Here is a 25,478-nt window from a genome sequence, read left to right as displayed (position 1 = left end):
CGCTTTCGCACAAAAAATTTAATTATTCAGGTGGGTATACTAGTAATTAAATTTGTTTGCGCTCATTTCATGCACCTAATTTACGAAAGTAATCGCACTGCTTCCTTGGCAAAATAACTGGCTATGATGTTCGCACCCGCTCGTTTTATACTGGTAAGTTGCTCTAGCATCACAGCATCGTGGTCTAACCAACCTTGGGCTGCCGCTGCTTTTAACATGGCATATTCACCGCTGACTTGATATACAGCCACGGGAACATCTATTTCGTTGCGAATCTCACGCACAATATCCAAATAAGCCAATCCAGGCTTGACCATGACAATATCAGCTCCTTCGTCTATGTCCATTTGGGTTTCCTTAATGGCTTCAAATCTATTGGCTGGATCCATTTGATAGGTCTTTTTGTCACCAAATCCAGGAGCAGAATCCAAGGCGTCTCTAAAAGGACCGTAAAAGGAAGAGGCGTATTTGGCGCTATAGCTCATAATAGCCGTGTCGATAAAACCTTCGTCTTCTAAAGCTTCACGAATGCTGAGTATACGCCCGTCCATCATGTCACTTGGTGCAACAACATCGGCACCGGCAGCGGCATGAGAAACACTCATGGCTGCCAGTACTTCGTTGGTTTCGTCGTTTAAGATCTTCCCATCGGCAACTATACCATCGTGTCCGTAGCTAGAAAAAGGGTCCAGAGCAACATCGGTCATAACTAACATGCCAGGTTGTGCATTTTTCACCTCCTTAATGGCGCGTTGCATCAATCCATCCGGATTCAAAGCTTCTGTTCCTTCATTGTCTTTAAGGTTGTCCGGTACTTTTACGAAAAGCAAGACCGCCTGTAAGTTCATGTTCCAGAGCTCGTTGACCTCGCCGGCCAATTGATCCAAACTCAAACGGTAATAACCAGGCATGGAAGGTATCTCCTCCCGCACACCCTTACCCTCTGTCACAAATAAGGGTACCAAAAAGTCGTGTGGGGTTAAAATCGTTTCGCGAACCAGATTTCTCATGGCTGCGGATGCACGTAGTCTTCTGTTTCTTATAATGGGATACATAGTTCTATTGAGAATTTGCCGGTATCATCGCCGCCCAATCTTTAGGGTTTTGCAATACGTCAACCAAGGCAGCTTCTGGGCTACCTGGCTGTGGCTGATGGTTATAATGCCACTGTACGTGTGGCGGTAAGCTCATTAAAATACTTTCAATACGACCGTTGGTTTTTAGGCCAAATAGGGTCCCTTTGTCGTGAATCAGGTTGAATTCCACATAACGCCCACGACGCACTTCTTGCCAATCGCGCTGGGCTTGGGTGTAATCGAGGTTCTTTCTGCGTTCCACTATGGGCACATAGGCCTCGACAAAGCTGTTGCCCACTTCGGTCACAAAGTCATACCACTGCTCCAGACCAAAGTCGGCCGTAGGCTTACAATAATCAAAGAAAAGTCCGCCAACACCACGGGCTTCATTGCGGTGAGCGTTCCAGAAATAGTCGTCACATTTGGCCTTGTATTTGGTGTAAAATTCAGGGTGGTGTTTGTCGCAAGCTGTTTTACATACCTCGTGAAAGTGAATGGCATCTTGCTCAAATAAATAATACGGAGTTAGGTCTTGTCCGCCTCCAAACCATTGGGTCACAACATTGCCTTGCTTGTCATAGAGTTCAAAATAACGCCAGTTGGCATGCACTGTAGGTACCATAGGGTTTTTAGGGTGGATCACCAGAGAGAGTCCGCAGGCAAAAAAGTCGGCCTCTTTAACTTTAAAGTAGTCTTGCATGGCTGCGGGCAATTCACCGTGAACGGCAGAGATGTTTACACCGCCTTTTTCAAACACGGCTCCATTTTCGATAACTCGTGTACGACCTCCGCCACCTCCAGGGCGTTCCCAGTGGTCTTCTTTAAACTTGGCTTGCCCATCTACCGCTTCTAAAGCGGCTGTGATCTGATCTTGTAGGGTTTGGATGTACTCGTGAAATTTAGTTCGCATAATCGATTAACTTAGGTTGTTCTTTGTCCATTAATTGTACAGTTCTCAAGCTTGCCGCTGTTACCGAAAGAGGGAGCACCAAAATAAGTCCTACTATGGGAATGATAAGTACGGTCATAAAGACCAGTCCGTTGCCAATGGCCGAACCGCGATTGCGTTTTACAAATCGTATGCTATCACTATATCCGAAGTGTCTTTCTAAGGTGTAATCCATGTTCCCGAAACCAGCGTAATAAGCTTGCATGCAAAAGAGCAAAATCGGAGCTATCAAACCTATGACAGGGATCAGTCCTAAAAAGAAAATTGGGACAGTCCAAAGTAATTCCATTCCTAAATTGCGCGCGTTGATACGAATACCTCGCCACAATTGATCGTTAAAGTCAGTGTTTCTGTAAAAGTGTTCCCCCGGACGTAGGTCGGCCTCTATCTTTTCAGATACGGGGCTCATAAAAGGTGCACTCAAAGCCATAACCACAGCCTTGTACACGATAAGTCCAAAGGTGATTATCATGACAGCTCCTAAGATCTCTGCAACAACCGCAAAGGTCTCTTTCCCCCAATCAAAGATCCAAGCCTTGCTTATCAAAGCACCCAGGTTGTCACTGAGTCCGTAAGCCGCTAGGCCAATACCAACTGCAGCGAGTACACTGATAATAATAGGTACGATAAAATATCGCCACAGTCCTAAGCGGTTCATCAGCGGAATTGCATCCGCATAAGCTTTGATACTTGAAAAAACTGCTCCAATCATAGTTATTCGCTTATAAACACCAAGCGGCCGTAAGCCCCTCTAACGTCTGTTACATCTTGTATTTGACGCGCTTTGGTAGCTCGTTGTTTCAGACTGTTGACAATTTCTTTTTCCGATGCGAATTTATAATCCGAAAACCATTTGCGGCCCACTTCATTATTGTGTAGGTCCATGGCTCTTTCTAAGGGTTCGTTGACCGAGAAATCTTCATGCCAACTCGTGATCTTTTCGGCCCAAGCCATAATGGCGACCATATTGGTTCGCTTGCCATAAAGGCTTTTTATGATCAAAATATTCCACAGGGCGTGTCGTATGGCATTGGCTCTGTTGTGCAAATGATGGGTTTGTCCAAATTCACGATTACAGATCTGTATGCACACTTTGGTGGCCCAAGCAGTTTTGATCATGCGAATAGGAGCGCCTAAAGTGATTCCCAACAACTGCAAGAGTTGCGAAAAATTGAGTCGCTTTAAGGTTCTCCAAAACATAATCTATTCCTTGTAACTTTTTACAGCCTCTATAAAGGCTCCTGCATTTTCCGTTGGGATGTTGGGTAGAATACCATGACCTAAATTGACTATATAACGGTCTTTTCCAAATTCACGGATCATCTTATGGACGCTTTCTTTGATCACACTCGGTGGAGATAACAACCTGCTCGGGTCAAAGTTTCCTTGCAAGGTTATATTCCCTCCGGAGAGATAACGTGCATTACGCGGTGAACAGGTCCAATCTACACCCAAGGCCGAAGCCCCAGATTTGGCCATATCACCTAAGGCAAACCAGCATCCTTTACCAAAGACGATAACCGGAGCCAAAGGTTTCAAAGCAGCTACAATTTGGTTGATGTATTGCAGGGAGAATTCTTGATAATCTTCTGGCGATAGCATGCCTCCCCAGGAATCAAAGATCTGAACAGCGTTCACTCCAGCCTCTACCTTTGCCTTTAAATAATCGATGGTAGTATCTGTGATTTTTTGCAACAACTGATGCGCTGCTTCTGGCTGGGTAAAACAGAATTCCTTGGCCTTGTCAAAGGTCTTGGAACCTTGCCCTTGTACCGAATAACAGAGGATAGTCCAAGGTGAACCTGCAAAACCAATTAGCGGCACTTCGTCATTGAGTTTTTCTTTGGTGGCTTTAATGGCCTCCATCACATAGTTCAACGATTCTTTGGCGTCTGGAACAATTACTCGTTCCACATCGGCTGCGGTGCGTACCGGATTGGGTAAATACGGGCCAAAGTTCGGCTTCATCTCTACCTCGATATCCATGGCTTGTGGAATTACCAGTATATCACTAAAAAGAATAGCGGCGTCCATTCCATAGCGGCGAATAGGTTGCACGGTAATCTCACTAGCGAGTTCTGGGGTGCGACAACGCGTAAAGAAATCGTACTTCTCTTTGATCTCCATGAACTCTGGCAAGTATCTTCCGGCCTGACGCATCATCCATACTGGAGGACGGTCTACTGTTTCGCCTTTTAAGGCGCGTAAAAACAAATCGTTCTTTATCATGCTTTTTCTAAGTGTTGTATGGCAGCGTCCAATACACCATCTACAGTGGTGTGCAATGCGGTCGCTGTGTGTGTGGTGAATTTGACAGCTTCTGAGCGGGTAGTTTCGCCTATACAGATGGCTGTATAATTCGTGTTTTGGTTGTTTTTATGGTAGCTCTGAACCCCGGTTGGGCTGTAATAGAGTACGGTTTCAAAGGTGCTTTCGAACGCTGGATAGTTCAATTGTGTTTCGTAGGCTGGAACTTCGTGAAATACCACTTGATTCTGGGCGAGCATTTGCGGTAATTCAGGTCTTCTGAGATTTCCGCTGAAATAATAAAACTGCTCGTTTTTGTGATTTTTAATGATTTTTTGGGCTAAATCGGCTGCATTTTGCCCAATTTCTAACACTTTTTGCTCATTTTCTTCTAATAGTAGAGCGGCTTTTTCGCCCACACAATACACCTCATATTGTTTAATGCCCGGGTTGTTCTCAACAAATGCTTTTGCGGCATTTTGGGAACTGAATATGCAGTGAGTAGCCGCCTCTGGAATCTCGAAATCCAATAAAGCGATAGTTAGGCTGTCATAATGACTAACTTCAAATCCAGCTTGAGTAAGTCTTGAAACTTGCTCTTCGCTCAATATTTTGGTCGATAGCAGTTTCATAATTCCTTTCTGATTTGTTCCATCAAGGCTGCACCACCTTGATCGAGTAGCTCTTTGGCCAATTTTTCACCAAGACCATTTGCTTCTCTTGTGGGAACGCTGCGTTCTATATACAAAGCTTCTTGTCCGTCGAGACTGTGTAAGCAGCCTTTAAAGTGAAGTTGTTCGTTCTCAATTTTCGCAAAAGCCCCTATTGGAGCGGTACAGCCGCCTTCTAGAGTTCTTAAGAATTGGCGTTCTACAGTTGTACAAATCGTTGTTTGCTTATCTGCAATGGCTTCACACTGCTTTAGCAGCTGACCATCTTTTTGCTTGGCAACAACGGCTACTGCACCTTGAGCAGGAGCAGGGATCATCCAATCTAACTGCTGGTAATTAGTTGGAAGCAAATCTACGCGTTGTAGACCAGCTTTGGCAAAAATGGCACCATTCCAAGCGTTGTCTTGTAACTTTTGTAAGCGAGTTTGCACGTTTCCGCGTAATCCGACCACCTCATGTTGCGGATATTTATGTAACCATTGTGCCTTTCGTCTAAGGGATCCGGTGGCGATTGTACCGGGCCCGTTTAGAAAATCAGTGCCTTTATGTACCAGAATATCATGCGAATCGGCTCGAGCTAACACGGCGGCTAATGCAATACCTTGAGGTAAGGCTGTCGGCATATCTTTCATGGAATGTACGGCCAGATCGATCTTATCGGCTAAAAGGGCAGCATCTAAGGTTTTGGTAAAAACGCCTACCACACCCAATTCGTACAATGGCTGTTCTAGGTTCAGGTCGCCCTGAGAATTGATTGGCACTAAAACACAAGTATGACCTTGCTCCTCTAAAAGAGATTTTACCTTGTTGGCTTGCCAAAGTGCTAACGGACTTTGACGGGTTCCAATACGAATAGCAGCCTTCATTATTGTTCGGTTTGCAAGTTGAACACTTTGCGGATCAGTTCATGCTGATCGGCCTCTGCGGTGTCCATTTGGTTGAGGTGGTTAGCCACCTGTGTGGTGATTTTCTGAACGATCCTGTCTGTAAGGATCTGCGCTTGTTGTTCGTTGAAGTCGCTTAATTTTTTACGCTGATTGTCTATCTCCGCAGCAGCGTATAAATTCAGCTGTTGTTTTAAGGCGCGCAGCGTAGGAGCAAATTTTCTTTTTTCTACCCACTCGTAGAATTCGGCTTCAATGCTCTCAATGATCTTGTACGCTTTAGGAACTTGAAGGGCGCGCTCCGAAAGTGTGTCGTCTGCGATCTTACTGAGCTGATCTAAATGTACTAGGTGTACCAATGGGTTGTTCTCCACATCTTGAGCCACGTTTTTCGGAATCGAGAGATCTAAGATCAAAAGTGGTTTTTTCAAATGCAACAAAGCGTTAGAAACAGTTGGCATTTGTGCTCCAGTAGCGACAATTAGAATATCTGCCTGTGCTATTTCGGACTGGAGATTGGCATAATCTGAAACGATTAGGTTGAACTTACCTGCAATTTTTTCTGCCTTGGATCTGGTGCGATTAATCAAGGTAATGTGATCGTTTCGGGTATGTTTGATGAGGTTTTCACAAGTGTTACGACCTATCTTACCAGTACCGAATAGCAAAATATTTTTATTAGTTACATAAGGCACTCTGGCCAAAATGTATTGCACGGCTGCAAAGCTAACCGAGGTAGCTCCGCTAGATAAAGCTGTTTCGTTCTTAATTCGCTTGCTCGCGCGGATCACCTCATTGATGAGCCTTTCCATAAACGGATTGAGCAAGCCTTGGTTCTTGGCTTGCTTAAAGGAACGTCTGAGTTGACTTATGATCTCAAAGTCTCCAAGAATTTGAGAATCGAGACCTGTTCCTACTCGAAACAAATGTCTTATTGCATCATTACCCGTGTGAATGTAAGATGCCGCCAAAAATTCCTTTTTGTTTCCGGCAGTATGTGAGCAAAGCAGGTCAATGAGTTGATCTGCAGATCTCGCAAAGCCGTAGATCTCGGTTCTATTACAAGTAGAGATAACGCTCAAGGCAGAAACACCTTGGGCTTTAGCGTCATTTAGAAGCGCCAATTGGGCCTCCGGACTCACGCTAAAGTGTCCACGAGTCTCGGCATCGGCCTTCTGATAATTCAGCCCGATGACCATGAATCTTGAATCGGCAACAGCCGTATTTGTTTTTGGGGTGTTCTTGCTCATACAAACGCCGCAAAATTAATGGCTACGATTTTTAAAAAATAACGCTAGCGGTATTTATAGTATCGAAGCCTGTTAATATTGACTTAAATTGAAACCTCGGCGCGCAAAATGCACTATTTTTGGGCCTTGAGATATGATAAATATCAATTCTTTATTTAGAATCAGTCTAAATAATTAAAGAATACAAAAAACGCAAAATGGAAAAAAGTGTCGCTAACGGCATTTATGAGCAAACAGGTATAGATCCAGGTTTTTATATTCTGGAATTCCTGAATGAAGAAGATGCTAATGCATTCTATAGCAGAGAAGTACGCCAAGACTGTTTGCAGTTTCACTTCTGTGTAAAAGGGAGCGGGTTTTTTCAGTTCAACAACAATACCTATACTTTTCCTGCATCAGAGGGAAAAGCGATCCTGCTTTATAATCCAAAAAAGGAATTGCCTATTAACCTAACCTTGAATGCGAATTCTTGGTTGCTTTCTATAATTGTTCCTATTTCTAAGCTGCATAGTTTCTTTTCTAACGAGGCAAATTATATCACTTTTCTCTCCGAAGAGAACAGCAAGCAGAAATACTATCAAGAGACCTTGATCACTCCTTCTATGGCGGTTGCCTTGAATCAGTTGTTGCAATTCAATCTGCATCCGAGTGTAAAGCCTCTATATTTTAAGGCTAAGGCCTATGAACTTTTGAGTTTGTATTTCAACAAGCCAGAGGAATTGGATATTGCACAATGTCCTTTTTTGGCAAGTGAGGCTAATGTGAATAAGATCAAGCAGGCTAAAGAGATCATTATAAAGCGAATGGCCGAACCCCCGAGTTTGCAGGAATTAGCAGATGAGGTTCAAATGCCCATCAATAGATTGAAAGAAGGTTTTAAACAGATCTATGGAGATTCTGTGTTTAGCTTTTTGTTGGAGTATAAAATGGAAGTAGCACGGCAATTATTGGCGTCAGGGACGCTTAATGTCAACGAGGTTGGCCTAAAATTGGGCTATAGCACTGCTTCACATTTTATAGCGGCTTTTAAGAAGCGCTACGGAACCACTCCGAAGAAGTTTACCATGGGTCAAACAGTATAAAGGAAGTCGATTAATCTATTGTCAAATAGTAGAACAGAAACTAAAGTCAAGGCCAACAGCGGCTTAACTTCGCAAAAAAATATCATGAGCAAGAAAGGTGTTTTAATGGTGAATCTAGGGTCCCCAGATAGTACAGACCCTAAAGATGTAAAGCGATATTTGGACGAGTTTTTAATGGATCCACGAGTGATAGACGTTCCGCGTTGGGCTCGAATTCTTTTGGTACGTGGAATTATACTCAATACCCGACCTAAAAAATCCGCAGAAGCGTATGCTAAGATCTGGTGGGAAGAAGGTTCGCCCCTCATAGTGCTTTCCGAACGCCTACAGGTCAAAGTTCAAGACCATTTGAATATTCCTGTTGCTCTAGCCATGCGATACGGAAGTATGACCATAAAAGACGGCATGCAACAATTGGTGGATCAAGGTGTGGACGAGGTTTTGGTGATTCCGCTTTATCCGCAGTTTGCCATGGCAACTACAGAAACTATTACGGTTAAGGTAGAGGAGCTGCGTCAGGAACATTTTCCGAATTTACAAGTGGACACTTTAGACCCTTTTTACAACGACAAGCGCTATATCAAAGTCTTGGCGGAATCCATTAAAAAGGGCTTAGAAGGCAGTGACTATGAGCATCTGCTATTTAGTTATCACGGAGTTCCGGAGAGACATATTCGCAAGAGCGACCCGACAAATTCACATTGTAAAATAGACGGTAGTTGTTGTAAGACACCAAGTGCTGCACATGCCTTTTGTTACCGTCACCAGTGCTATGAAACTACCAGACAGGTCGCGGAATATCTAGGTCTTAAAGAAGATGCCTACACCACTACTTTTCAATCCAGATTAGGTTTTGACCCCTGGTTGCAACCCTACACCGATAGAACCATAGAGAAAATGGGCTTGGCAGGGACCAAGAAAATGGCCATTGTGACTCCTGCTTTTGTAAGTGATTGTTTGGAAACCTTAGAAGAGATCGCCATGGAAGGCGAGGAGATCTTCCACGAAGTAGGCGGCGAGGATTTTACTGTAATTCCCTGTTTGAATGACAACGACGACTGGGCCAAACTCTTGGCCGACTGGATAGAACATTGGCGCATAGCCGATCTAAAAACTGCTATCGCCTAGATGGCTAACAGAAAATCCAAAGCGCTGGGCACAGCCCCTATTAGTAAGTTGCTGATACAACAGGCGGTTCCGGCTTCTATTGGTATTTTGGTGATGTCCTTGAACATGATAGTCGATACCATTTTTGTGGGTCGATGGATAGGACCATTAGCCATTTCTGCAATCACCGTTGTTATACCAGTTACCTTTTTTATAGCAGCTATTGGTTTGGCTGTTGGGATTGGTGGCGGATCTGTTTTGTCAAGAGCTCTTGGAGCTGGAGACAATGAAAAGGCTTTAAAGGTCTTTGGGAATCAGATCACCTTGACCTTTTTCACTTCTGGGATATTGGCCATACTCGGTCTTGTTTTTCAGGATTATCTCATTGGTTTCTTTGGGGCGGGAGAATCTTTTAAAGAGCTAGCGCTTACTTATTACAATATCGTGTTGTATGGGATCGTGATGTTGGCCATGTGTATGATGGGCAACAATGTGATCCGTGCAGAAGGCAAGCCCAAGTTTGCCATGTATGCCATGATGTTACCCGCAGTTGGAAACATCTTTATGGACTGGCTGCTTATTCGCGTTTTCGATATGGGGATGGAAGGTGCAGCTTGGGCCACATTTATCAGTTATGCGATCTGTTTTGGGTTCATTCTCTGGTTCTTTGTAGTAAAAAGTGAGCTGCGAATAAAATGGAGTTCCTTTTTCTTGCAACGCAATATTGTTAACGAGATCAATGCCTTGAGTTTTGTGACGCTCTCCAGACAAGGCGTTATTGCTGTCTTGACCATACTTTTAAACAATGTACTTATCCGTTATGGCGATGATTTGGATGTGGCTGTTTACGGAATAATCTCGCGCATGCTTATGTTTGCGCTCTTTCCTGTTATTGGTGTTAACCAAGGATTTTTACCCATTGCGGGCTACAATTATGGCGCGCAAAAATTCGAGAGAGTTCGAGAATCTATTAATACCTCTATCAAATATTCTGGGGCCTTAGCTGTGCTCATATTTGCGATTATAATGACCTTTCCAACAGAGATCGTAACCGTTTTCATTGGTAACGGAACAAATGCCGATGCCCAAACAGCTTTGAACAATGCGGAGATCTTAGAAAGAACTCCAAACGCCTTGCGCTGGGTGTTTGCAGCAACTCCGATCATTGTAGTGCAACTCATTGGCGCAAGCTACTTTCAGGCAATTGGAAAAGCAGTACCTGCTCTCTTATTGAGCCTCACTAAACAGGGCTTTTTCCTAATCCCATTGATCTTGATCCTACCTACCTATTTGGGGGTATTTGGCGTTTGGATATCCTTTCCAATAGCCGATATATTGGCTACTGTGGTCACGGGCTATTTCTTGCATGCCGCCGTACGGAAAATGCGAGATTCGGCCTAATCGTATTCGTTGAGTCCGTAAAGCACTTCTTTTAATTTGCTGCCATTGATCTCTGCTGGTTTATAAGCGTTGTTAAACTTGTCTATCGAGTTATTGATCTTTTCTTTTAGCACAGCAAACTCTCCGGGAATTTGACCTCTGCAGAAAGCTTCGTTTTCATAACTGCTGAGCATAATGGCGAACTTCTTGTAAAACTTTGCTCCTTGATCGATAAAACTGTTGTACTGAGTTATGAATTGCAACAGTCTATCTATGCTAAACTCTAAATTCACTTGCAGCTTAAACGCCTTGTCGCTTTTACTAGCGTCGGCTATCGCTTCATGCATTTGAGATAGGTAATTGTCTAGTGCTTCTTTTAGTGCATCCCAATCGTCTAAGCTCCTGCATTGTTCCAAGGATTTTTTATATCCAATTGGCAAAGTGTAGGATCTGAAAAGTTCTTCCAAGCCTTCTAATAGGCCATCGCTACTGGATTTTAAAAAAGCGGTTTCAAAGTAAATGGTGTTTAGATCCTGATGCATATTTAAGCTAAAATCTAGGATACATTCAATCTCTTTTATTGCAGCTTCTTTCTCTTTTTTGGTCTGATTGCTATTAAAAAGAGACACCACAGAATGGACTATGGAAGTGTAAATGTTATCTCCTAACAATGATGGCAACTCAAAACTAGTCTTTTTGTTCTCTTGCTTGAGAATTCCTTTAAGCTCATTGAACACCGGATAGGTATTGGGGTTAGCCATGGCGCTCATCTCTCCTAGCGTGGTCACGGCTTCGAAATGATGATCTAAAGCCAACATTTTCTCGTAGAGTAAGCGAATTAACTGAAGGCCTTTTAAATATCGAACTTTACTTATATCCGCGTATTCAGACTGCTTGGTAATATCTAAGAGCTCTAAAAGGTGGTCTTTTCTGTAGATCAGCTTTACCAGTTGTTCCGTGGATTGGGCGTACTGCATTTCACTGCGGACTTGTGCTATGCCAATTTGTAAGGTTTTGTATTCAGGTAAATAGCTCGTTTGAATTCTGTTAATTTCAATTTCAAGCGCCTCTAGGATACGTTCAAAACTAAGACCTGGTGGTGCATTTATCTCTGTAGCACTTGCAGGGTTGACACAGGCGGAGTGGAGTAAGGTAAAAACAATTAGTGCTTTCATGATCTTATAATTTTGTGAGATAGATGTCTACTTGTCCTGGCTTGACATTGATGGGGTAATCACGGGCATTGAGCATGCTTATATCGGAACCTAGTTCATGCAGCTTAGTCTGGCAGTCTTGATCGAGCTGAAAACTCTTTTCTATTTTTAGATAGCCGGGTGATGAAGCAATAATACTTGCTGTTAGTAGCGACTTAGAGCTAGCATCCAACTGCTCGGTGTGTATTCTGAGAATTACATGCCCTTCCAGCTTTAACAGGCTGGCATTGCTATGTGATTTATTAGTTTCAGTGGTGATGGCGCAAATACCGCGACCGGTATTGCATGCTCCGTGGCGCCCAAATTGGACCTGAGCAGCTTGCGCATAATTATGTTGGACCAAGGCAAAAAACGCCAAGGCCACTAAGATGTGGTTTTTCATAATAAAATGATATTAAGATTAAAGCCTGTTACAGGCGTAAGGATTCAAAAGGGTTAATCTATAGCCCCCTTTTGCATTGCTTTTCGCGTTAACAGTATGGTCAGTGGAATGCTGATAACAGCGCAAACCAAAGTTAGCGTACCTAGGCTTATCAAGTCTTCAGTAAGAGCAGTTTCTTCATATTGGACCGGTATTCCTAAATTTGATTTATACGAGCCGAAATAGTTCACCAATCCGTGCAGTGTGCCAATCAAGATCACAGATCGAAATCGAATTAATATACCTTGGAACACTAACCCAAAAAAGAAAGCGAATATGATCTGAGAAGTTATTCCAATTAATTCATTTTCTGGATTGATCAGATTTGTTAAATGAGCTAGTCCAAAACCAATACTCGCCCAAAGCATGGACCAGAAATACCTTTTTTTGATCGGTTTATGTTTAAAGACTCCATAAAATAGACCAGAGAACAAAAGCACGCGAAACAAAAGCTCTTCAAAGAACCCAGTGCCTAGACATTTTGCTAGATAGAGGGCATTAGAGTTAGTCTGATTAGCTAGTTTGTATGTGGCTAACAGCTCTTGCATTTCGTAAAAGCTTAGTATAACTAAAACGGAAGCAATTACAGTCCATAGAAGGCTGTTTTTCAGATAGGGCCAAACCTTTGTTTTTCTAATGGCTAAAATGGTCAAAAGAACCATTCCGTATCGGATTATTGCTTTGTATAAGTTGTCTGTGCTCTCACTCAGGTCTAAGCTGAAAAGAAAGAGCGATAAAACTAATTTCACGATCAATATTGCGATAACGATACGGATGGTCTTTGACATGCTAATGGTATTTAAAATTCAATTTCAACTTCAATTTCACAGTCGTAGAACTCTACACATTGGCATGGGCTAGAAAAGGGCCAGCAAGAGTTCCACCAATTAGTTTCAGGACAAGTTACGGTTCTGGTTTCACAACTGATCTTTATACCTGTCTTCGCTATTCCGTAAGTGCCATTCAAGTAATCGTCCATAGCCGCCTTATACTTAAAATCTGGCGATGCAAGATATCTGCGATTTGGCAAGGCTCCATCTGCTTTGACATAAACGGCTTTGGTTGAGGTAAAGATCCCATCTCCCGCAACTTTGTCCAGATATTTTCCGTCGTCATTATAGGTGATACCACCAAAGGTGTAAACAGGCAGCAGCTTTTTGGATTGGTGAAAATTCAGCACCAAAAGTTCTAAGGGGGCCTTGTAAGATTTTGGCTTTCCTTGAAATGGCTCTAATTGTTGAATTGCAACCACGGAATTAGCAAATTCTGAAGCAGAGAGGGCTTCTAGTTTACCAGCTTTTTGCGTGTTGATAATTGTAGGATTCTTTTGCGGTGTTTGTGCAAAATTATTGGTACTTAAAAAGGTGCAGAGGAGTAACATTATGAACATGCGTACATTGATTTTCATAATATTGAGATTGTTTAATTAGTTTTTGGCTTTTCGCCTGAATTGCGGGAACCTGGATGCCTAGCAACCTATTGGTTCGGTGATTGAGCGCTTATGTCATTGTCAGTGTCTTTTAAATAGTTAGCCCAGCCTTCTCTTTTGGCCGGATGATAAATGTATGGCCCTATTGTGCTGGTTTCCAAGCCAAAGAAATCCATATTTATGTATTTGTTGCAAAATTTATGAATTGACATCTCCTAAAGACCGCCGCTAGTCAACCCCTTTTTTAACAGCTTCTTAGAAAATTGTTGGGCTTAATTTTGGTTATCTTTACGTAAACCAAAAAACCATCCTGATGTTTTACGCAAAGATCCGTGCGGCACTGCTCGCACTCTCACTCGTTTTTGTAGCAATTCCTTTCGAATCCCTTGCCCAAGTAGACCAAGCTATTTACGATGCCATGGAGTATCGTTTAGTAGGTCCATTTAGAGGCGGTCGAAGCGCTGCGGTGACCGGTGTTCCCGGAAAACCTAATTTATTTTACTTCGGAGCCACCGGAGGCGGAATTTGGCAAACCAATGACGGAGGCCGCACTTGGAAGAATATCTCTGACGGCTTCTTTGGAGGCTCTATCGGTGCCATCGAAGTAGCAGAAAGTGACCCGAACGTGATCTACGTTGGTGGTGGAGAGAAAACTGTTCGCGGTAATGTGTCTTCTGGATATGGCGTTTGGAAGAGCGTCGACGCCGGAAAGACTTGGAAACAAATGGGCTTAGAAAAGAGTCGCCATATTCCCAGAATAGCCATTGATCCGAACGATCACAATGTGGTCTACGCCGCGGTCATGGGAAACATCTACAAGCCAACCGACGAACGCGGGGTTTACAAAAGTACAGATGGCGGAAAGACTTGGAGAAAGGTCCTGTTCGCTAACCGCGATGCCGGAGCTGTAGACCTGACCATAGACCCTAGCAACCCGAGAGTCTTGTATGCATCAACTTGGAATGTACGCAGAACACCATATAGCTTGAGCAGTGGTGGAGATGGCTCTGCGCTTTGGAAAAGTACAGATCGCGGAGAGACCTGGACAGAGATATCGAAGAATCCAGGCTTCCCTACAGATACTTTAGGGATCATTGGAGTTACTGTATCGCCGGTTAACGCAAACCGTGTATGGGCTATAGTTGAGAATAAAGATAAGGGTGGTGTTTATCGCTCAGAAGACGGTGGGGCAACTTGGAGTCACATCAATAGCGAAAGAAAACTAAGACAACGCGCTTGGTATTATACACGTATCTATGCCGATTCTCAAGACGAGGATCTGGTATACGTACTCAATGTACGTTATCATAAAAGTACTGATGGAGGTAAGACCTTCAATACCTATAATGCTCCTCATGGCGATCACCACGACCTGTGGATCGCACCAGAGGATCCGAAGCGTATGATCATCGGAGACGATGGCGGGGCACAAGTGTCTTATGACGGCGGTGAAACTTGGAGTACGTATCACAATCAGCCTACCTCGCAGTTCTATCGCGTGACTACAGACAATGCGTTCCCGTATCGAATTTATGCGGCACAGCAGGATAACTCAACCATAAGAATCAATCACAGAAATGAAGGTTTTAGCATAGGCGAAGACGACTGGGAATCTACGGCTGGAGGCGAGAGTGCCCATATTGCCATAGATCCGCTAGATAACGACATTGTTTATGGGGGTAGCTACGACGGATTCTTAACGCGCTACAACCACAAAACAGGTACTGTCCGAAGTATAAGTGTATGGCCAGACAACCCTATGGGTCACGGTGCAGAAGATATGAAATACCGATTCCAGTGGAATTTCCCGATCATCTTCTCTCCACACAATCCGAAGAAAATGTACACCTTCTCCAACCATGTACACGTTACTACCAATGAAGGACAAAGCTGGGATATCATCTCTCCGGATTTGACCAGAAACGATCCGGAGAAATTAAAATCTTCTGGAGGTCCTATTACGCAAGACAACACCTCTGTAGAATACTATTGTACCATCTTCGCTGCAGCGGAGTCGCCAGTTACAGAAGGTCTGATGTGGGTTGGCTCTGACGACGGTTTGGTACACCTTACTCGCAATGGAGGAGCGTCTTGGGAGAACGTAACTCCTAAAGGTATGCCGGAGTGGATGATGATAAATAGCATTGAGCCTTCGCGCTTTGATCCAGCTGTGTGTTATGTAGCCGGAACCAAGTACAAAACGGGTGATTTTGCACCTTATTTATATAAGACCAGCGACTACGGAAAGACCTGGAAAAAGATCACCAACGGAATTGCTGCAGAGCATTTCACGCGCGTATTGCGTGAAGATCCGAAGCAAAAAGGACTCTTATACGCAGGTACGGAAACTGGGATGTATGTTTCTTTTAACGATGGCGCTTCTTGGCAAGAATTCCAGTTGAACTTGCCTATTGTTCCAATTACGGATTTGGCCTTAAAAGAAGACAACCTTATTGTAGCCACTCAAGGGCGCAGCTTGTGGATCATTGACGATCTAACCTTCTTACGTCAGGCTGCTAAGGCAACCAAGGCAGATGCCATGTTGTTCCAACCTAAAGATACCTATCGTATGGGTGGAGGAGGAAGAGCTGGTTCTCTTACCGAAGGTGCAAACCATCCAGGTGGAGTAATGACGTATTTCTATGTAAAAGATCCGAAAGACAAAGACATTCGTTTGAGTTATATGACCCAAGCTGGAGATACCATTATGAGCTACGGGACCAAAGACCCAAAGAATAAATTGAAGGTTTCAGACGGCAGCAACCTCTTTACCTGGAACATGCGTGGAGAAGGAGCTGAACGCCTCAAAGGAATGATCCTATGGTGGGCAAGTACCAATGCACCTAAAGCTGTACCTGGAACTTACAAAGTTGCCTTGAGTGTGGACGGTGAAAGTCAAGTGAAAACCTTCAATATTCTGCCAGATGAGAACGCAGAGACCGACATTGCAGGAATGCGCGCTCAATTCAACTTCATTAACGATGTTAACGAGACAGTAGACAAAGCGCATAAGGCTATCAAGAAGATTAGAAATGTAAACAAGCAATTGGAAGCCTTCCAAAAGCAATACAAAGGAGACGATCGCGTTGCAGACTTGTTGGAGCAGGCCAAGACCTTGAGTGAGCAATTCTCAGAGATCGAGAAGGCCTTGTATCAGACCAAGAACCGTTCCGGGCAAGATCCTTTGAACTTCCCGATCAAATTGACCAACAAATTGGCACACTTGAACTCCTTGGTAGGCATGGATGATTTCCCGCCGACAGAGCAAGATATTATGGTAAAAAATGAGCTTACTGCTCTTATTAACGAAGAGTTGAACAAGTTCGATGTGCTCATTACCCAAGAGATCGCCAATTTTAATGCTGCGTTCAATAGCTTAAATCTGAACTATCTCTTTGTGGCTGATGAATAAGCTTTTAACCTTATACCTTTTTTTAACTGCTGCGCCTCTACTAAAGGCGCAGCAAGATTTTAAGGCCGATTTTGATTTTCTGTGGAACGAGATCGATAAGAATTACGCTTATTTCGACCGCCAGGGAACCGACTGGGATGCGGTAAAAGCACATTACAGACCACTTACTGACACTGTTTCTCAGCCCTATTATTATACCTTGTTCTTAGAAGCCGTGCTTAGAGAACTCGGTGATCCGCATACCCATTTATTAATCAATACAGATTTAAGTCAACGACTACTACCAAGCGGAACGGATCTTAAAGTGGCCGTGGGAGGAAGCGGCATTGTGGTCTTGGAAACAAGACAAAACTCCAAGGCTAGTTCCTTGGTGTTTAGAGGTGATATTATCCGCACTATTAATGGCACTCCAGCCGTGGAAGCCGCCAAAAAATACTTGGGACTTTTTGTAAGTGATAAGACCCGAGATCTACAGCTGTACAATGCAGCAAATGTGTTGATGGCCGGAGACTATCGCAAACCAAGGATCATTGAGGTCCAAAGAGATGGAGAAACAATTCAAATAGATCTCGGTGTTTGTGAGTTCCCTAAGAATGAGTCAGGGCTATTATCTCATGAGATATTGAATGATAACATTGGTTATATCCGGGTGGAGAATTCCTTGGGCAATACCGATCTAATTAAGGTTTTCGATGATGCATTAGATGAGCTGATGGGCACTAAAGCACTTATACTGGATCTACGCAACACTCCCTCTGGAGGTGATTCTAATGTGGGGATGCCTATTTTAGGCAGATTCACTGCGGAGCCTAAACCGTATCAGACCCATTATCGTGTATCTGAAGATAAACGATGGACAGAAGTGGTTGAGCCCCGTGGCAAAACGTATGACAAGCCCGTTTATGTTCTGGTGAACTATTGGACAGGAAGTATGGGAGAAGGTATGACCATTGGTTTAGATGCTTTTGGTAACAATACTGTGATCGGGACTTCTATGGCGGGACTTCTAGGCGCGAATTATTCGATTAATTTGCCCAATTCAAACTACGGATTAAACATTACCTTTGAACGCTTGTATCATGTAGATGGTACACCGCGAGAGGACTATTTACCTGGAGTGATGCTGAGCACACAAGAATTACTTACCACAGATGATGCGTGGTTAACAAAAGCTCTTGCTCTGATTAACAAGTAAACGTGGAATACAATTATATAAAAGCATTACACTTGATCTTTGTGATCACCTGGTTTGCCGGCCTTTTCTACATAGTCCGGTTATTCGTGTATCAAATTGAGGCATCACAGAAACCCGAACCAGATAAGACCATCCTAGGAGACCAGCTTAAGATCATGGCCAAAAGGCTTTGGTTTATCATTACTTGGCCTTCTATGTTCTTGGCCATTGGTTTTGCGATCTGGCTCTTGGCCATCCGCCCATTTTATATCACAGATGCATGGATGCAAGTTAAGCTCGGCTTTGTCGTGGCGCTTATTGCTTACCACATTAAATGTCATTTAATATACAAAGACCTTCAGGCCGATAGGGTCAAGTACAGCTCCAACTTTATGCGTTTGTTCAATGAAGGGGCCACTTTAATACTTTTTGCTGTTGTGTTTTTGGTGATCCTAAAGAATGCCGTGAATTGGATTTACGGCACCTTGGGTCTTATTGTATTTGCCCTTTTCTTAATGATGGGTTTCAAACTCTACAAAAGATATAGGGCCGAAAAAGAATGATTCTGGTCTAATATTTGTAGTTTCAGCATAGATTAAAAGCTTCCAAGCCCGGTGAAACTCAGCCTAAGAACACGTATTTTCCTTTCCATGTTGTTGTTGGTAATAGCAGCTTCTGTACTTATTGCTGCGGTTTCTATTTACCAATACAGCGAAGAGGCCAAAGACTATCACACCGAGCGCTTAGAGCGCAAAGAGGCTGCCATTAAGTCGAGTATCAATTATGTGCTTAAAACAACGACCTATCCGGTTGAGACCGAGAATTTATCGCTGATATTCCGCACCAAGATCTACGAGATCAAAGACATTCATAACTTAGAGGTCTATATCTATGACTTAGAAGGGAAATTGCTCAAAAGCTCAAAGGCTTCTTTGATGCGCGATACTACTAGGGTACAAATTCCTGCGGAGGCTTTATCGGGATTGCAGAATTCTGCCACTAAGAAATACGTGGAAAAGTTCACCGAAGACGGCCGTGGATTTCGCTCGTCCTACTCCTACATAACAGACAATAAATTCAAACCCATTGCTATTTTAAACCTTCCTTATATAGAGGAAGACGATTTTATCAGCCGTGAGTTGGTAGAGTTTTTAACGCGTTTAGCACAAGTATATCTGCTGATGTTAGGCATCGCGATCTTCTTGGCCTTTTTCCTATCCAAATACATCACCAAATCGCTGCAATCTATCAGTGAAAAGATGACGGAAACCTCTCTGGGCATCAGGAATGAGAAAATTGTAACAGACGATACCAGTCCGGAGATAGTCAATCTGGTAGAATCTTACAATGCCATGATAGACGAACTGGAGATCAGTGCGGCTAAATTGGCTGCAGGCGAACGCGAGGCCGCTTGGCGAGAAATGGCCAAACAAGTTGCACATGAGATCAAGAATCCGCTTACGCCTATGCGCCTCTCTGTTCAGAGCTTTGAGCGTAAGTTCGACCCAAATGATCCGGACATAAAAGAAAAAGTAAAAGAGTACAGCAATACACTGATACAGCAAATAGACACCATGAGTTCTATTGCTTCTGCCTTCTCAACCTATGCCAAGATGCCGGCTCAAAAGGACGAGACGCTCAATGTGGTAAAGATCACCAAATTGGCCTTGGATATCTTCAATGAGTCTTATATCTATTTCGAGGCCGACCAGGAGGAAGTGATCGCTACCTTTGACAGAACACAACTCATTCGTGTGGTGACCAACTTAGTCAAGAATAGTACTCAGGCGCTGGTCAATACACCTGACCCAAAGATCTTTGTGCGTGTGCTCACCGAAGGTGAAGACGCCATCATCCGCGTAAGCGATAATGGTGTTGGTATATCACAAGCCAACAAGGAGCTCGTGTTCGAGCCGAAGTTCACCACCAAAAGCAGTGGTATGGGACTGGGTCTGGCTATGGTCAAAAATATTGTGGAAACCTACGGGGGAAGTATTAATTTTACAAGTGAGGAAGGCGTAGAAACCGTTTTTGAGGTGCGCTTTCCGAAACTTACTGAAAAACCAAGCAATCATGTCATACAATAACGTTCTAAGCGAATCCGCAAATGGTGTTTGCACCATTACCATTAACCGTCCGAGCAAGTTAAATGCGCTCAACACAGAGACCATTGCAGAGTTGCACAAGGCTTTTAAAGCTGCGGATGAAGACCGAGATGTCAAAGTCATTATAGTAACGGGAGCTGGCGAAAAGGCCTTTGTGGCTGGAGCTGATATAAGTGAATTTGCCGATTTCTCCGTTTCTGAAGGCGAAAAACTGGCCAGCAGCGGACAAGCTTTACTTTTTGACTTTGTGGCTAATTTGTCTACACCCGTAATTGCAGCAGTCAATGGTTTTGCACTTGGTGGAGGGCTTGAACTCGCCATGGCAGCACACTTCAGATTAGCAAGTGACAACGCGCGCATGGGCTTACCAGAAGTTTCTTTAGGAGTTATTCCCGGTTATGGTGGAACCCAACGATTACCACAACTTGTAGGCAAGGGTCGCGCTATGGAAATGATCATGACTGCTACCATGATCAAAGCCGATAAGGCTTTAGAATACGGCTTGGTGAACCACGTGACAACGCAAGAGGAGCTGATCCCAAAGTGTCACGAGATTGCCGGTAAGATCATGACCAATTCTTCTGTTGCTATCGCGGCAGCTATTACAGCAATAAATTCCAATTATGAAGAAGGTGAGAACGGTTTTGACACCGAGATCACCGAATTTGGAAAGTGTTTTGGCACTGCCGACTTTAAAGAGGGTACTCAAGCCTTTTTGGAAAAAAGAAAGGCGATCTTCCCAGGGAAATAAGCATTGATTTAGGAAATAATCCTAAAATTTGGAAATATTCCAAATTAGTTTGTATTTTGGTTGGAGTAATTCCCACTAAAGTACATGCAAGTTCATCTCAAAGGTCGGGGCGCGCAAGAGCGTGTCCACAACAAATTCGCCTCCGAAAAACACGAGTGGCTGGATGACTTTTTAGAGTATTGCAGCAAAGAGGAAGAAGCGTTCGAATCTAACAAAACCCGGTATCTTACCGTATATCCAAAGAGTTTTGTCAACGCAGTGAATAGCCCGGACGTAGGTATGGAGTTCTCGGCGAATCCCTACCAAGGTTGTGAACACGGCTGTGTGTATTGCTATGCTAGAAACTCTCATGAGTATTGGGGCTATGGCGCCGGATTGGACTTTGAACGAGTTATCATGGTTAAAAAGAATGCCCCCGAGCTGCTCATAAAAAAACTAAAGAGCAAGAAGTGGGAGCCAAGTCCTATTGTGTTCTCGGGTAATACAGATTGCTATCAACCTGCAGAAAAGAAGTTCGAACTAACCCGTCGCTGTTTGCAAATCCTATTAGATTGGAAACATCCTGTAGGGATCATCACCAAGAATTCCTTAGTGTTAAGAGATCTGGATCTTTTAAAGGCCCTAGCAGACCAAGAGTTAGTGCAAGTTGTGATCTCTATTACATCCTTATCTGAAAAGACCAGACGCTTGTTGGAACCCAGAACAGCTACTATAAAGAAACGTTTACAAACGGTAGAGACCTTGGCCAAGAATAATATTCCTGTCATGGTAATGATGGCTCCGATAATCCCATCCTTGAATTCGCATGAGATCTTGCCTTTGGCAAAAACTGTAGCAGATGCCGGAGCCATGCGTATAGGACATACAATTGTCCGACTAAACGGTCAGCTGGAGCAGATATTCTCTGCTTGGTTAAAGGCTGCTATGCCAGATCGGGCAGAACGTATTTTGAATCAGATAGCGGACTGTCATGGTGGCCAAGTGAACAGCTCTGAATTTGGACTTAGAATGCGAGGTCAAGGTGCCATAGCTCAGCAGATCAACGACCTGATAGCCTTGGCCAAGAAGCAGTATTTTCCATCCGCAGAAAAACCTAAACTGAGAACAGACCTGTTCTCCAATCCTTACCAGAATCAACTCAAGCTGTTCTAGCATTTTCTTAGCGCCGCGTTAAAGCCAATGGTTTGGAGTTTAAATTTCTGTATTTTTAAACCAATCCGGTTACTCCCCGTCTAAACCTAAACCTATTGAATATGCTAAAGAAGCTTGTTCTTGCTATCGTGGCCGTGTTATTCGTTTTAGATACATGGGCTCAAAACACGTCCAAACCTATGGAGGTGACCATCAATGCCTATGTATTGGATGGGAGTACAAATACGCCAATTGCCTTTGCCAATATTGGCTTTGTAGAAAAGGGAGTTGGGACTGTTAGCGATGAGAATGGCAAGTTTCGATTGAACTTTGACGAGGCAGAAATTGGCCTGAACGGCGTGCTACAGATCTCGACCCTGGGTTATCAGACCAAGACCTTTAAACTTGTAGATCTTTACGGGCTGCTTGAGAAGAATAACATCATTTATCTCAATCCGACGACTTACAGTTTAGATGAGGTGGTTTTGACCAACGACAAGCGCAAAACGATAGAGATAGGCAATATTATGCGCACCAGAGCCACTTTAGGCTATTGGAAAGACAAAGAAGGCTTGGGTGGTGAGATCGCAACTCGGGTTCGCATTAAAAAAGACAACACCCGTTTGGACACCTTGAAGTTCGATGTGGTAGAGAACCAGGCAGACAGTTTAAAGATCCGGGTTAATATCTATGATTATCAAAAGCGCTATCCGGCCAAGAACCTACTGAGTCAGAATATCTTTTACACCCTTAAGTCCGACATCGGGGCTGTGGCAATTCCACTAACAGATTACAACATCTATGTGAGCGAAGATATCGTGGTGAGTATTGAATTGGTAGAGGTCTATGGCGATAAGATAGAATTTGCCATAGCTGCAAGTGCCGAGCGAGGAGTGGCCTATACCCGAAGTATTAGCCAGGATAAATGGGAACGTTATTCCGATACTGGTATGGGTTTTTATTTGATCGCTTCCGTTCCGACAGGTTCGGGTAATAAGAGTGAAGCCCGAGAAGACCCGGAGCGTATCACCATCTATTGGGATGCTTCTCTTTCGCAGCTTAGCAGAAGTTTTGATGAGGAATTCGACCTGCTGGAATCTTACTTGAAAGCAGTGAAAGCTAAAGAAGTTCGGGTTATCCGTTTTGGAGCCGGATGGCAAGAAAATCAGGATTTTAATTGTGAGGATTGCAGTGAAATACTAGCTTATTTAAAGAGCAGCACTTATTTTGGAGGCTCTGGATTTGAGCAGGTGTTGCAGGACAATAACTTCAATGCAGAGACCATACTCTTCTTTTCAGACGGTGAGTCTGTCTTTGGCCCACCCTTATCACCGCTTAACATCCCAATTTTCAGTATAAACAGTCAAGCTGAGGCCAATCATACTGCCTTACAAGACCTCTCTTTGTACGCCGATGGACATTATATCGATTTGAGTAGAATTAATCCGAAAGAGGGGCTAGGACTCATGCTCAACGAGGTTGATGACAAGGTGGTTTATGCGCAGCGCAGTGAAGAGCTTTCCTTGAAAGGGCAGGTCACCGCTTCCTCTGGTCCCATTCAAGGGGCCAAGGTTTGGGTAAAGGACACCTACAATCAAGTGCTTACCGATACAGAAGGTAATTATAAGATCAATGCCAACAGTGGAGATGTTTTGGTGGTTTCTTTTTTGGGCATGCTGGACAAGGAAGTAGTTGTCCCTGAGGGTGGTTCTTTAAACGTGTTTTTAGAGACCGATGGCGAGCTTTTGGATGAAGTGGTCATTGAGGCTGAGAAGAACCAAGACGATATCAAAACACCTTATGGGAAAAAGTCTAGAAAGGCGCTTGGTTTTGCTGCGGATTTTATCCTTGCCGAGGATATTCCTCCTTATTACACCAATTTGAGCCAGCTTTTGGCCGGATTGTCGGGTGTACAGGTAATAGGCTTCGGTGATGATGCAGAGTTCATCTTTACACGAAGTATCGCCTCTTCCATCTCTAACAGCAGTTTGCCTGTAATAGTTGTGGACGGCATAATCTACACCCAAGACCAACGGCCGTTTATAGATGTACAGAATATCGATAATGTTGCCATTTTCCGAGGTTTGGCAGCGACCAACAGATACGGTTCTATAGCCGCCTACGGCGCCATTCGAATAGAGACCAAAACCTTTGCACTTACCGGAGCTCCGCCAGAGACTAAGCCCTCTGCTTTGGTTACCGGCAACGATTATCAAGAGGTGCTTTTACCTAGCTTGGATTCTGGGGCAGTGATACCCGAATACTTGAAATCGCTTTACACAGCTTCAAGTTTTGAGCAGGCCAAAGAGATTCACCAGTCACAACGCAAGCGTTATAAGCAGGACATTAGCTATTTTGTCGATGTATCTGAATACTTCTTAAAATGGGATGCAGGCTACGCTAAAGCCATTTTGAGCAGCTTGGCAGAAGTAGCGCCGAATAATATTCAAGCGCTGCGTATTATGGCTTATGCCATGGAGTCCTATGGTTTTGCACATCAGACCATTGGTTTACACCGACAGATCATTGCGTTAGAACCCACTCAGGTACAAGGCTATCGCGATCTGGCCTTGGCGCTACAGCAAGATGGGCAATATCAGGAGGCCTTTGAGGTCTATAAACGACTATTATCTGGAACTATAGATGGTTTAGTCCTAGGAGCAACGCAAGGACTGCTTGAGCACGAGCTACAACATTTAGTGGCACAGCACAAGGATCGAATTAGCTATAAGGATCTACCAACAAGTTTACTTAAGGCCGACTTTGACCTCGACCTGCGCCTGGTGTTCCAATGGACGGATCCAAACGCTTCCTTTGAGCTGCAGTTCGTGAATCCGGAGAAGAAATACTACCAATGGTCACATACGCCATTTCTGGCTAAAGAGCGGATGTTAGAAGAAGCTCAAGCTGGTTTTACTATGGAGGAATTCATTCTAGACGACAATAGATCCGGTAAGTGGTTGATCAATGTGGAGCACTTAGGCGAATCTGATTTGTTGTATCCGTCTTATATGAAGTATACCGTGTACACCGATTACGGAACAGATCAGCAGCAGATCCGCACCAAATTGATAAAATTGTACCAACAAACAAGTAAGGTGACTTTAGATAGTTTCTACTATTAGCCAAAAGGCGCTCAACGCCCGTAAATTCTGCTCACAAACAAACGTTAATTTCTATCGGGGATTACTTTTT

At 43.7% G+C, this 25,478-nt stretch carries 22 protein-coding genes; 10 read left to right on the top strand and 12 right to left on the bottom strand.

The features are described from left to right. Positions 1-80: 80 nt before the first annotated feature. Genes hemB through hemA form a run of 8 tightly spaced genes read right to left on the bottom strand, consistent with a single transcriptional unit; the run spans position 81 to position 7,077 of the window. On the bottom strand, positions 81-1,055 hold the full coding sequence (hemB, locus tag BTO09_RS05240; RefSeq protein ID WP_087523767.1) for a porphobilinogen synthase: 975 nt from the start codon (positions 1,053-1,055) through the stop codon (positions 81-83). A 4-nt stretch (positions 1,056-1,059) separates the two neighbouring features. Further along, positions 1,060-1,986, bottom strand: a complete 927-nt coding sequence (hemF, locus tag BTO09_RS05235) for an oxygen-dependent coproporphyrinogen oxidase (RefSeq protein WP_087523766.1) — start codon at positions 1,984-1,986, stop codon at positions 1,060-1,062. Continuing rightward, entirely contained in the window at positions 1,976-2,737 is a 762-nt protein-coding gene (locus BTO09_RS05230) for an EI24 domain-containing protein (protein WP_087523765.1), read from the bottom strand. The genes hemF and BTO09_RS05230 overlap by 11 nt, the downstream gene beginning before the upstream one ends. A gap of 2 nt (positions 2,738-2,739) precedes the next feature. Further along, positions 2,740-3,225 (bottom strand): hypothetical protein, encoded by a 486-nt coding sequence (locus BTO09_RS05225; protein ID WP_087523764.1) that lies wholly within the window; start codon positions 3,223-3,225, stop codon positions 2,740-2,742. A gap of 3 nt (positions 3,226-3,228) precedes the next feature. Then, the gene (hemE, locus tag BTO09_RS05220; RefSeq protein WP_087523763.1) at positions 3,229-4,254 is read right to left on the bottom strand and encodes a uroporphyrinogen decarboxylase; all 1,026 of its coding nucleotides are present in this window, start codon (positions 4,252-4,254) and stop codon (positions 3,229-3,231) included. Then, on the bottom strand, positions 4,251-4,904 hold the full coding sequence (locus BTO09_RS05215) for a uroporphyrinogen-III synthase (RefSeq protein WP_087523762.1): 654 nt from the start codon (positions 4,902-4,904) through the stop codon (positions 4,251-4,253). Before BTO09_RS05215 ends, hemE begins: the two co-directional genes overlap by 4 nt. Next, positions 4,901-5,809, bottom strand: a complete 909-nt coding sequence (gene hemC / locus BTO09_RS05210) for a hydroxymethylbilane synthase (RefSeq protein WP_087523761.1) — start codon at positions 5,807-5,809, stop codon at positions 4,901-4,903. The genes BTO09_RS05215 and hemC overlap by 4 nt, the downstream gene beginning before the upstream one ends. Further along, positions 5,809-7,077 (bottom strand): glutamyl-tRNA reductase, encoded by a 1,269-nt coding sequence (gene hemA, locus BTO09_RS05205; protein WP_198356538.1) that lies wholly within the window; start codon positions 7,075-7,077, stop codon positions 5,809-5,811. Before hemA ends, hemC begins: the two co-directional genes overlap by 1 nt. 197 nt (positions 7,078-7,274) lie before the next feature. Here hemA and BTO09_RS05200 point away from each other — a divergent pair, with 197 nt between their 5' ends. From BTO09_RS05200 to BTO09_RS05190, 3 genes are all read left to right on the top strand, one after another. Beyond that, positions 7,275-8,159 carry an AraC family transcriptional regulator gene (locus BTO09_RS05200; protein ID WP_087523760.1) on the top strand — a complete coding sequence of 295 codons (885 nt, stop codon included), beginning with the start codon at positions 7,275-7,277 and terminating at the stop codon, positions 8,157-8,159. Between the two features lie 84 nt (positions 8,160-8,243). Continuing rightward, positions 8,244-9,287 (top strand): ferrochelatase, encoded by a 1,044-nt coding sequence (gene hemH / locus BTO09_RS05195; protein ID WP_087523759.1) that lies wholly within the window; start codon positions 8,244-8,246, stop codon positions 9,285-9,287. Beyond that, positions 9,288-10,667 carry an MATE family efflux transporter gene (locus BTO09_RS05190; protein ID WP_087523758.1) on the top strand — a complete coding sequence of 460 codons (1,380 nt, stop codon included), beginning with the start codon at positions 9,288-9,290 and terminating at the stop codon, positions 10,665-10,667. Here the strand turns inward: BTO09_RS05190 and BTO09_RS05185 are convergent. Genes BTO09_RS05185 through BTO09_RS05170 form a run of 4 tightly spaced genes read right to left on the bottom strand, consistent with a single transcriptional unit; the run spans position 10,664 to position 13,689 of the window. Next, positions 10,664-11,821, bottom strand: a complete 1,158-nt coding sequence (locus tag BTO09_RS05185) for a hypothetical protein (RefSeq protein WP_087523757.1) — start codon at positions 11,819-11,821, stop codon at positions 10,664-10,666. The genes BTO09_RS05190 and BTO09_RS05185 overlap by 4 nt on opposite strands. Before the next feature lie 4 nt (positions 11,822-11,825). Further along, the gene (locus BTO09_RS05180) at positions 11,826-12,242 is read right to left on the bottom strand and encodes a hypothetical protein (protein WP_087523756.1); all 417 of its coding nucleotides are present in this window, start codon (positions 12,240-12,242) and stop codon (positions 11,826-11,828) included. A 53-nt stretch (positions 12,243-12,295) separates the two neighbouring features. After that, entirely contained in the window at positions 12,296-13,069 is a 774-nt protein-coding gene (locus tag BTO09_RS05175; protein WP_087523755.1) for a CPBP family intramembrane glutamic endopeptidase, read from the bottom strand. An 11-nt stretch (positions 13,070-13,080) separates the two neighbouring features. Then, complete coding sequence (locus BTO09_RS05170; RefSeq protein WP_087523754.1) at positions 13,081-13,689, bottom strand: hypothetical protein; 609 nt, start codon at positions 13,687-13,689, stop codon at positions 13,081-13,083. A 334-nt stretch (positions 13,690-14,023) separates the two neighbouring features. Between BTO09_RS05170 and BTO09_RS05165 the strand changes: the two genes are divergently transcribed. The 7 genes from BTO09_RS05165 (at position 14,024) to BTO09_RS05135 (ending at position 25,408) form a co-directional block, all read left to right on the top strand. After that, entirely contained in the window at positions 14,024-17,122 is a 3,099-nt protein-coding gene (locus BTO09_RS05165) for a glycosyl hydrolase (protein WP_087523753.1), read from the top strand. After that, positions 17,115-18,317, top strand: a complete 1,203-nt coding sequence (locus BTO09_RS05160) for a S41 family peptidase (protein ID WP_087523752.1) — start codon at positions 17,115-17,117, stop codon at positions 18,315-18,317. Before BTO09_RS05165 ends, BTO09_RS05160 begins: the two co-directional genes overlap by 8 nt. A 2-nt stretch (positions 18,318-18,319) precedes the next feature. Then, entirely contained in the window at positions 18,320-18,859 is a 540-nt protein-coding gene (locus BTO09_RS05155; RefSeq protein ID WP_087523751.1) for a CopD family protein, read from the top strand. An 87-nt stretch (positions 18,860-18,946) separates the two neighbouring features. Beyond that, positions 18,947-20,383, top strand: a complete 1,437-nt coding sequence (locus BTO09_RS05150; RefSeq protein ID WP_087523750.1) for a PAS domain-containing sensor histidine kinase — start codon at positions 18,947-18,949, stop codon at positions 20,381-20,383. Further along, a complete protein-coding gene (locus tag BTO09_RS05145; protein ID WP_087523749.1) occupies positions 20,370-21,152 on the top strand; it encodes an enoyl-CoA hydratase/isomerase family protein in 783 nt (260 codons plus the stop codon). Before BTO09_RS05150 ends, BTO09_RS05145 begins: the two co-directional genes overlap by 14 nt. A gap of 84 nt (positions 21,153-21,236) precedes the next feature. Next, positions 21,237-22,304 carry a PA0069 family radical SAM protein gene (locus tag BTO09_RS05140; RefSeq protein ID WP_087523748.1) on the top strand — a complete coding sequence of 356 codons (1,068 nt, stop codon included), beginning with the start codon at positions 21,237-21,239 and terminating at the stop codon, positions 22,302-22,304. A gap of 101 nt (positions 22,305-22,405) precedes the next feature. After that, complete coding sequence (locus BTO09_RS05135; RefSeq protein ID WP_087523747.1) at positions 22,406-25,408, top strand: carboxypeptidase-like regulatory domain-containing protein; 3,003 nt, start codon at positions 22,406-22,408, stop codon at positions 25,406-25,408. The last annotated feature ends 70 nt before the right edge of the window (positions 25,409-25,478 follow it).

This window comes from Gilvibacter sp. SZ-19 (genome assembly GCF_002163875.1).
Lineage (GTDB): Bacteria > Bacteroidota > Bacteroidia > Flavobacteriales > Flavobacteriaceae > Gilvibacter.
This window is presented reverse-complemented; position numbering and strand designations above follow the sequence as displayed.

Excerpts from the sequence above, each read along its gene's own strand:
- hemB (WP_087523767.1), bottom strand. The coding sequence starts at position 1,055 with ATGTATCCCATTATAAGAAACAGAAGACTACGTGCATCCGCAGCCATG.
- hemF (WP_087523766.1), bottom strand. The coding sequence starts at position 1,986 with ATGCGAACTAAATTTCACGAGTACATCCAAACCCTACAAGATCAGATC.
- BTO09_RS05230 (WP_087523765.1), bottom strand. The coding sequence starts at position 2,737 with ATGATTGGAGCAGTTTTTTCAAGTATCAAAGCTTATGCGGATGCAATT.
- BTO09_RS05225 (WP_087523764.1), bottom strand. The coding sequence starts at position 3,225 with ATGTTTTGGAGAACCTTAAAGCGACTCAATTTTTCGCAACTCTTGCAG.
- hemE (WP_087523763.1), bottom strand. The coding sequence starts at position 4,254 with ATGATAAAGAACGATTTGTTTTTACGCGCCTTAAAAGGCGAAACAGTA.
- BTO09_RS05215 (WP_087523762.1), bottom strand. The coding sequence starts at position 4,904 with ATGAAACTGCTATCGACCAAAATATTGAGCGAAGAGCAAGTTTCAAGA.
- hemC (WP_087523761.1), bottom strand. The coding sequence starts at position 5,809 with ATGAAGGCTGCTATTCGTATTGGAACCCGTCAAAGTCCGTTAGCACTT.
- hemA (WP_198356538.1), bottom strand. The coding sequence starts at position 7,077 with ATGAGCAAGAACACCCCAAAAACAAATACGGCTGTTGCCGATTCAAGA.
- BTO09_RS05200 (WP_087523760.1), top strand. The coding sequence starts at position 7,275 with ATGGAAAAAAGTGTCGCTAACGGCATTTATGAGCAAACAGGTATAGAT.
- hemH (WP_087523759.1), top strand. The coding sequence starts at position 8,244 with ATGAGCAAGAAAGGTGTTTTAATGGTGAATCTAGGGTCCCCAGATAGT.
- BTO09_RS05190 (WP_087523758.1), top strand. The coding sequence starts at position 9,288 with ATGGCTAACAGAAAATCCAAAGCGCTGGGCACAGCCCCTATTAGTAAG.
- BTO09_RS05185 (WP_087523757.1), bottom strand. The coding sequence starts at position 11,821 with ATGAAAGCACTAATTGTTTTTACCTTACTCCACTCCGCCTGTGTCAAC.
- BTO09_RS05180 (WP_087523756.1), bottom strand. The coding sequence starts at position 12,242 with ATGAAAAACCACATCTTAGTGGCCTTGGCGTTTTTTGCCTTGGTCCAA.
- BTO09_RS05175 (WP_087523755.1), bottom strand. The coding sequence starts at position 13,069 with ATGTCAAAGACCATCCGTATCGTTATCGCAATATTGATCGTGAAATTA.
- BTO09_RS05170 (WP_087523754.1), bottom strand. The coding sequence starts at position 13,689 with ATGAAAATCAATGTACGCATGTTCATAATGTTACTCCTCTGCACCTTT.
- BTO09_RS05165 (WP_087523753.1), top strand. The coding sequence starts at position 14,024 with ATGTTTTACGCAAAGATCCGTGCGGCACTGCTCGCACTCTCACTCGTT.
- BTO09_RS05160 (WP_087523752.1), top strand. The coding sequence starts at position 17,115 with ATGAATAAGCTTTTAACCTTATACCTTTTTTTAACTGCTGCGCCTCTA.
- BTO09_RS05150 (WP_087523750.1), top strand. The coding sequence starts at position 18,947 with ATGTTGTTGTTGGTAATAGCAGCTTCTGTACTTATTGCTGCGGTTTCT.
- BTO09_RS05145 (WP_087523749.1), top strand. The coding sequence starts at position 20,370 with ATGTCATACAATAACGTTCTAAGCGAATCCGCAAATGGTGTTTGCACC.
- BTO09_RS05140 (WP_087523748.1), top strand. The coding sequence starts at position 21,237 with ATGCAAGTTCATCTCAAAGGTCGGGGCGCGCAAGAGCGTGTCCACAAC.
- BTO09_RS05135 (WP_087523747.1), top strand. The coding sequence starts at position 22,406 with ATGCTAAAGAAGCTTGTTCTTGCTATCGTGGCCGTGTTATTCGTTTTA.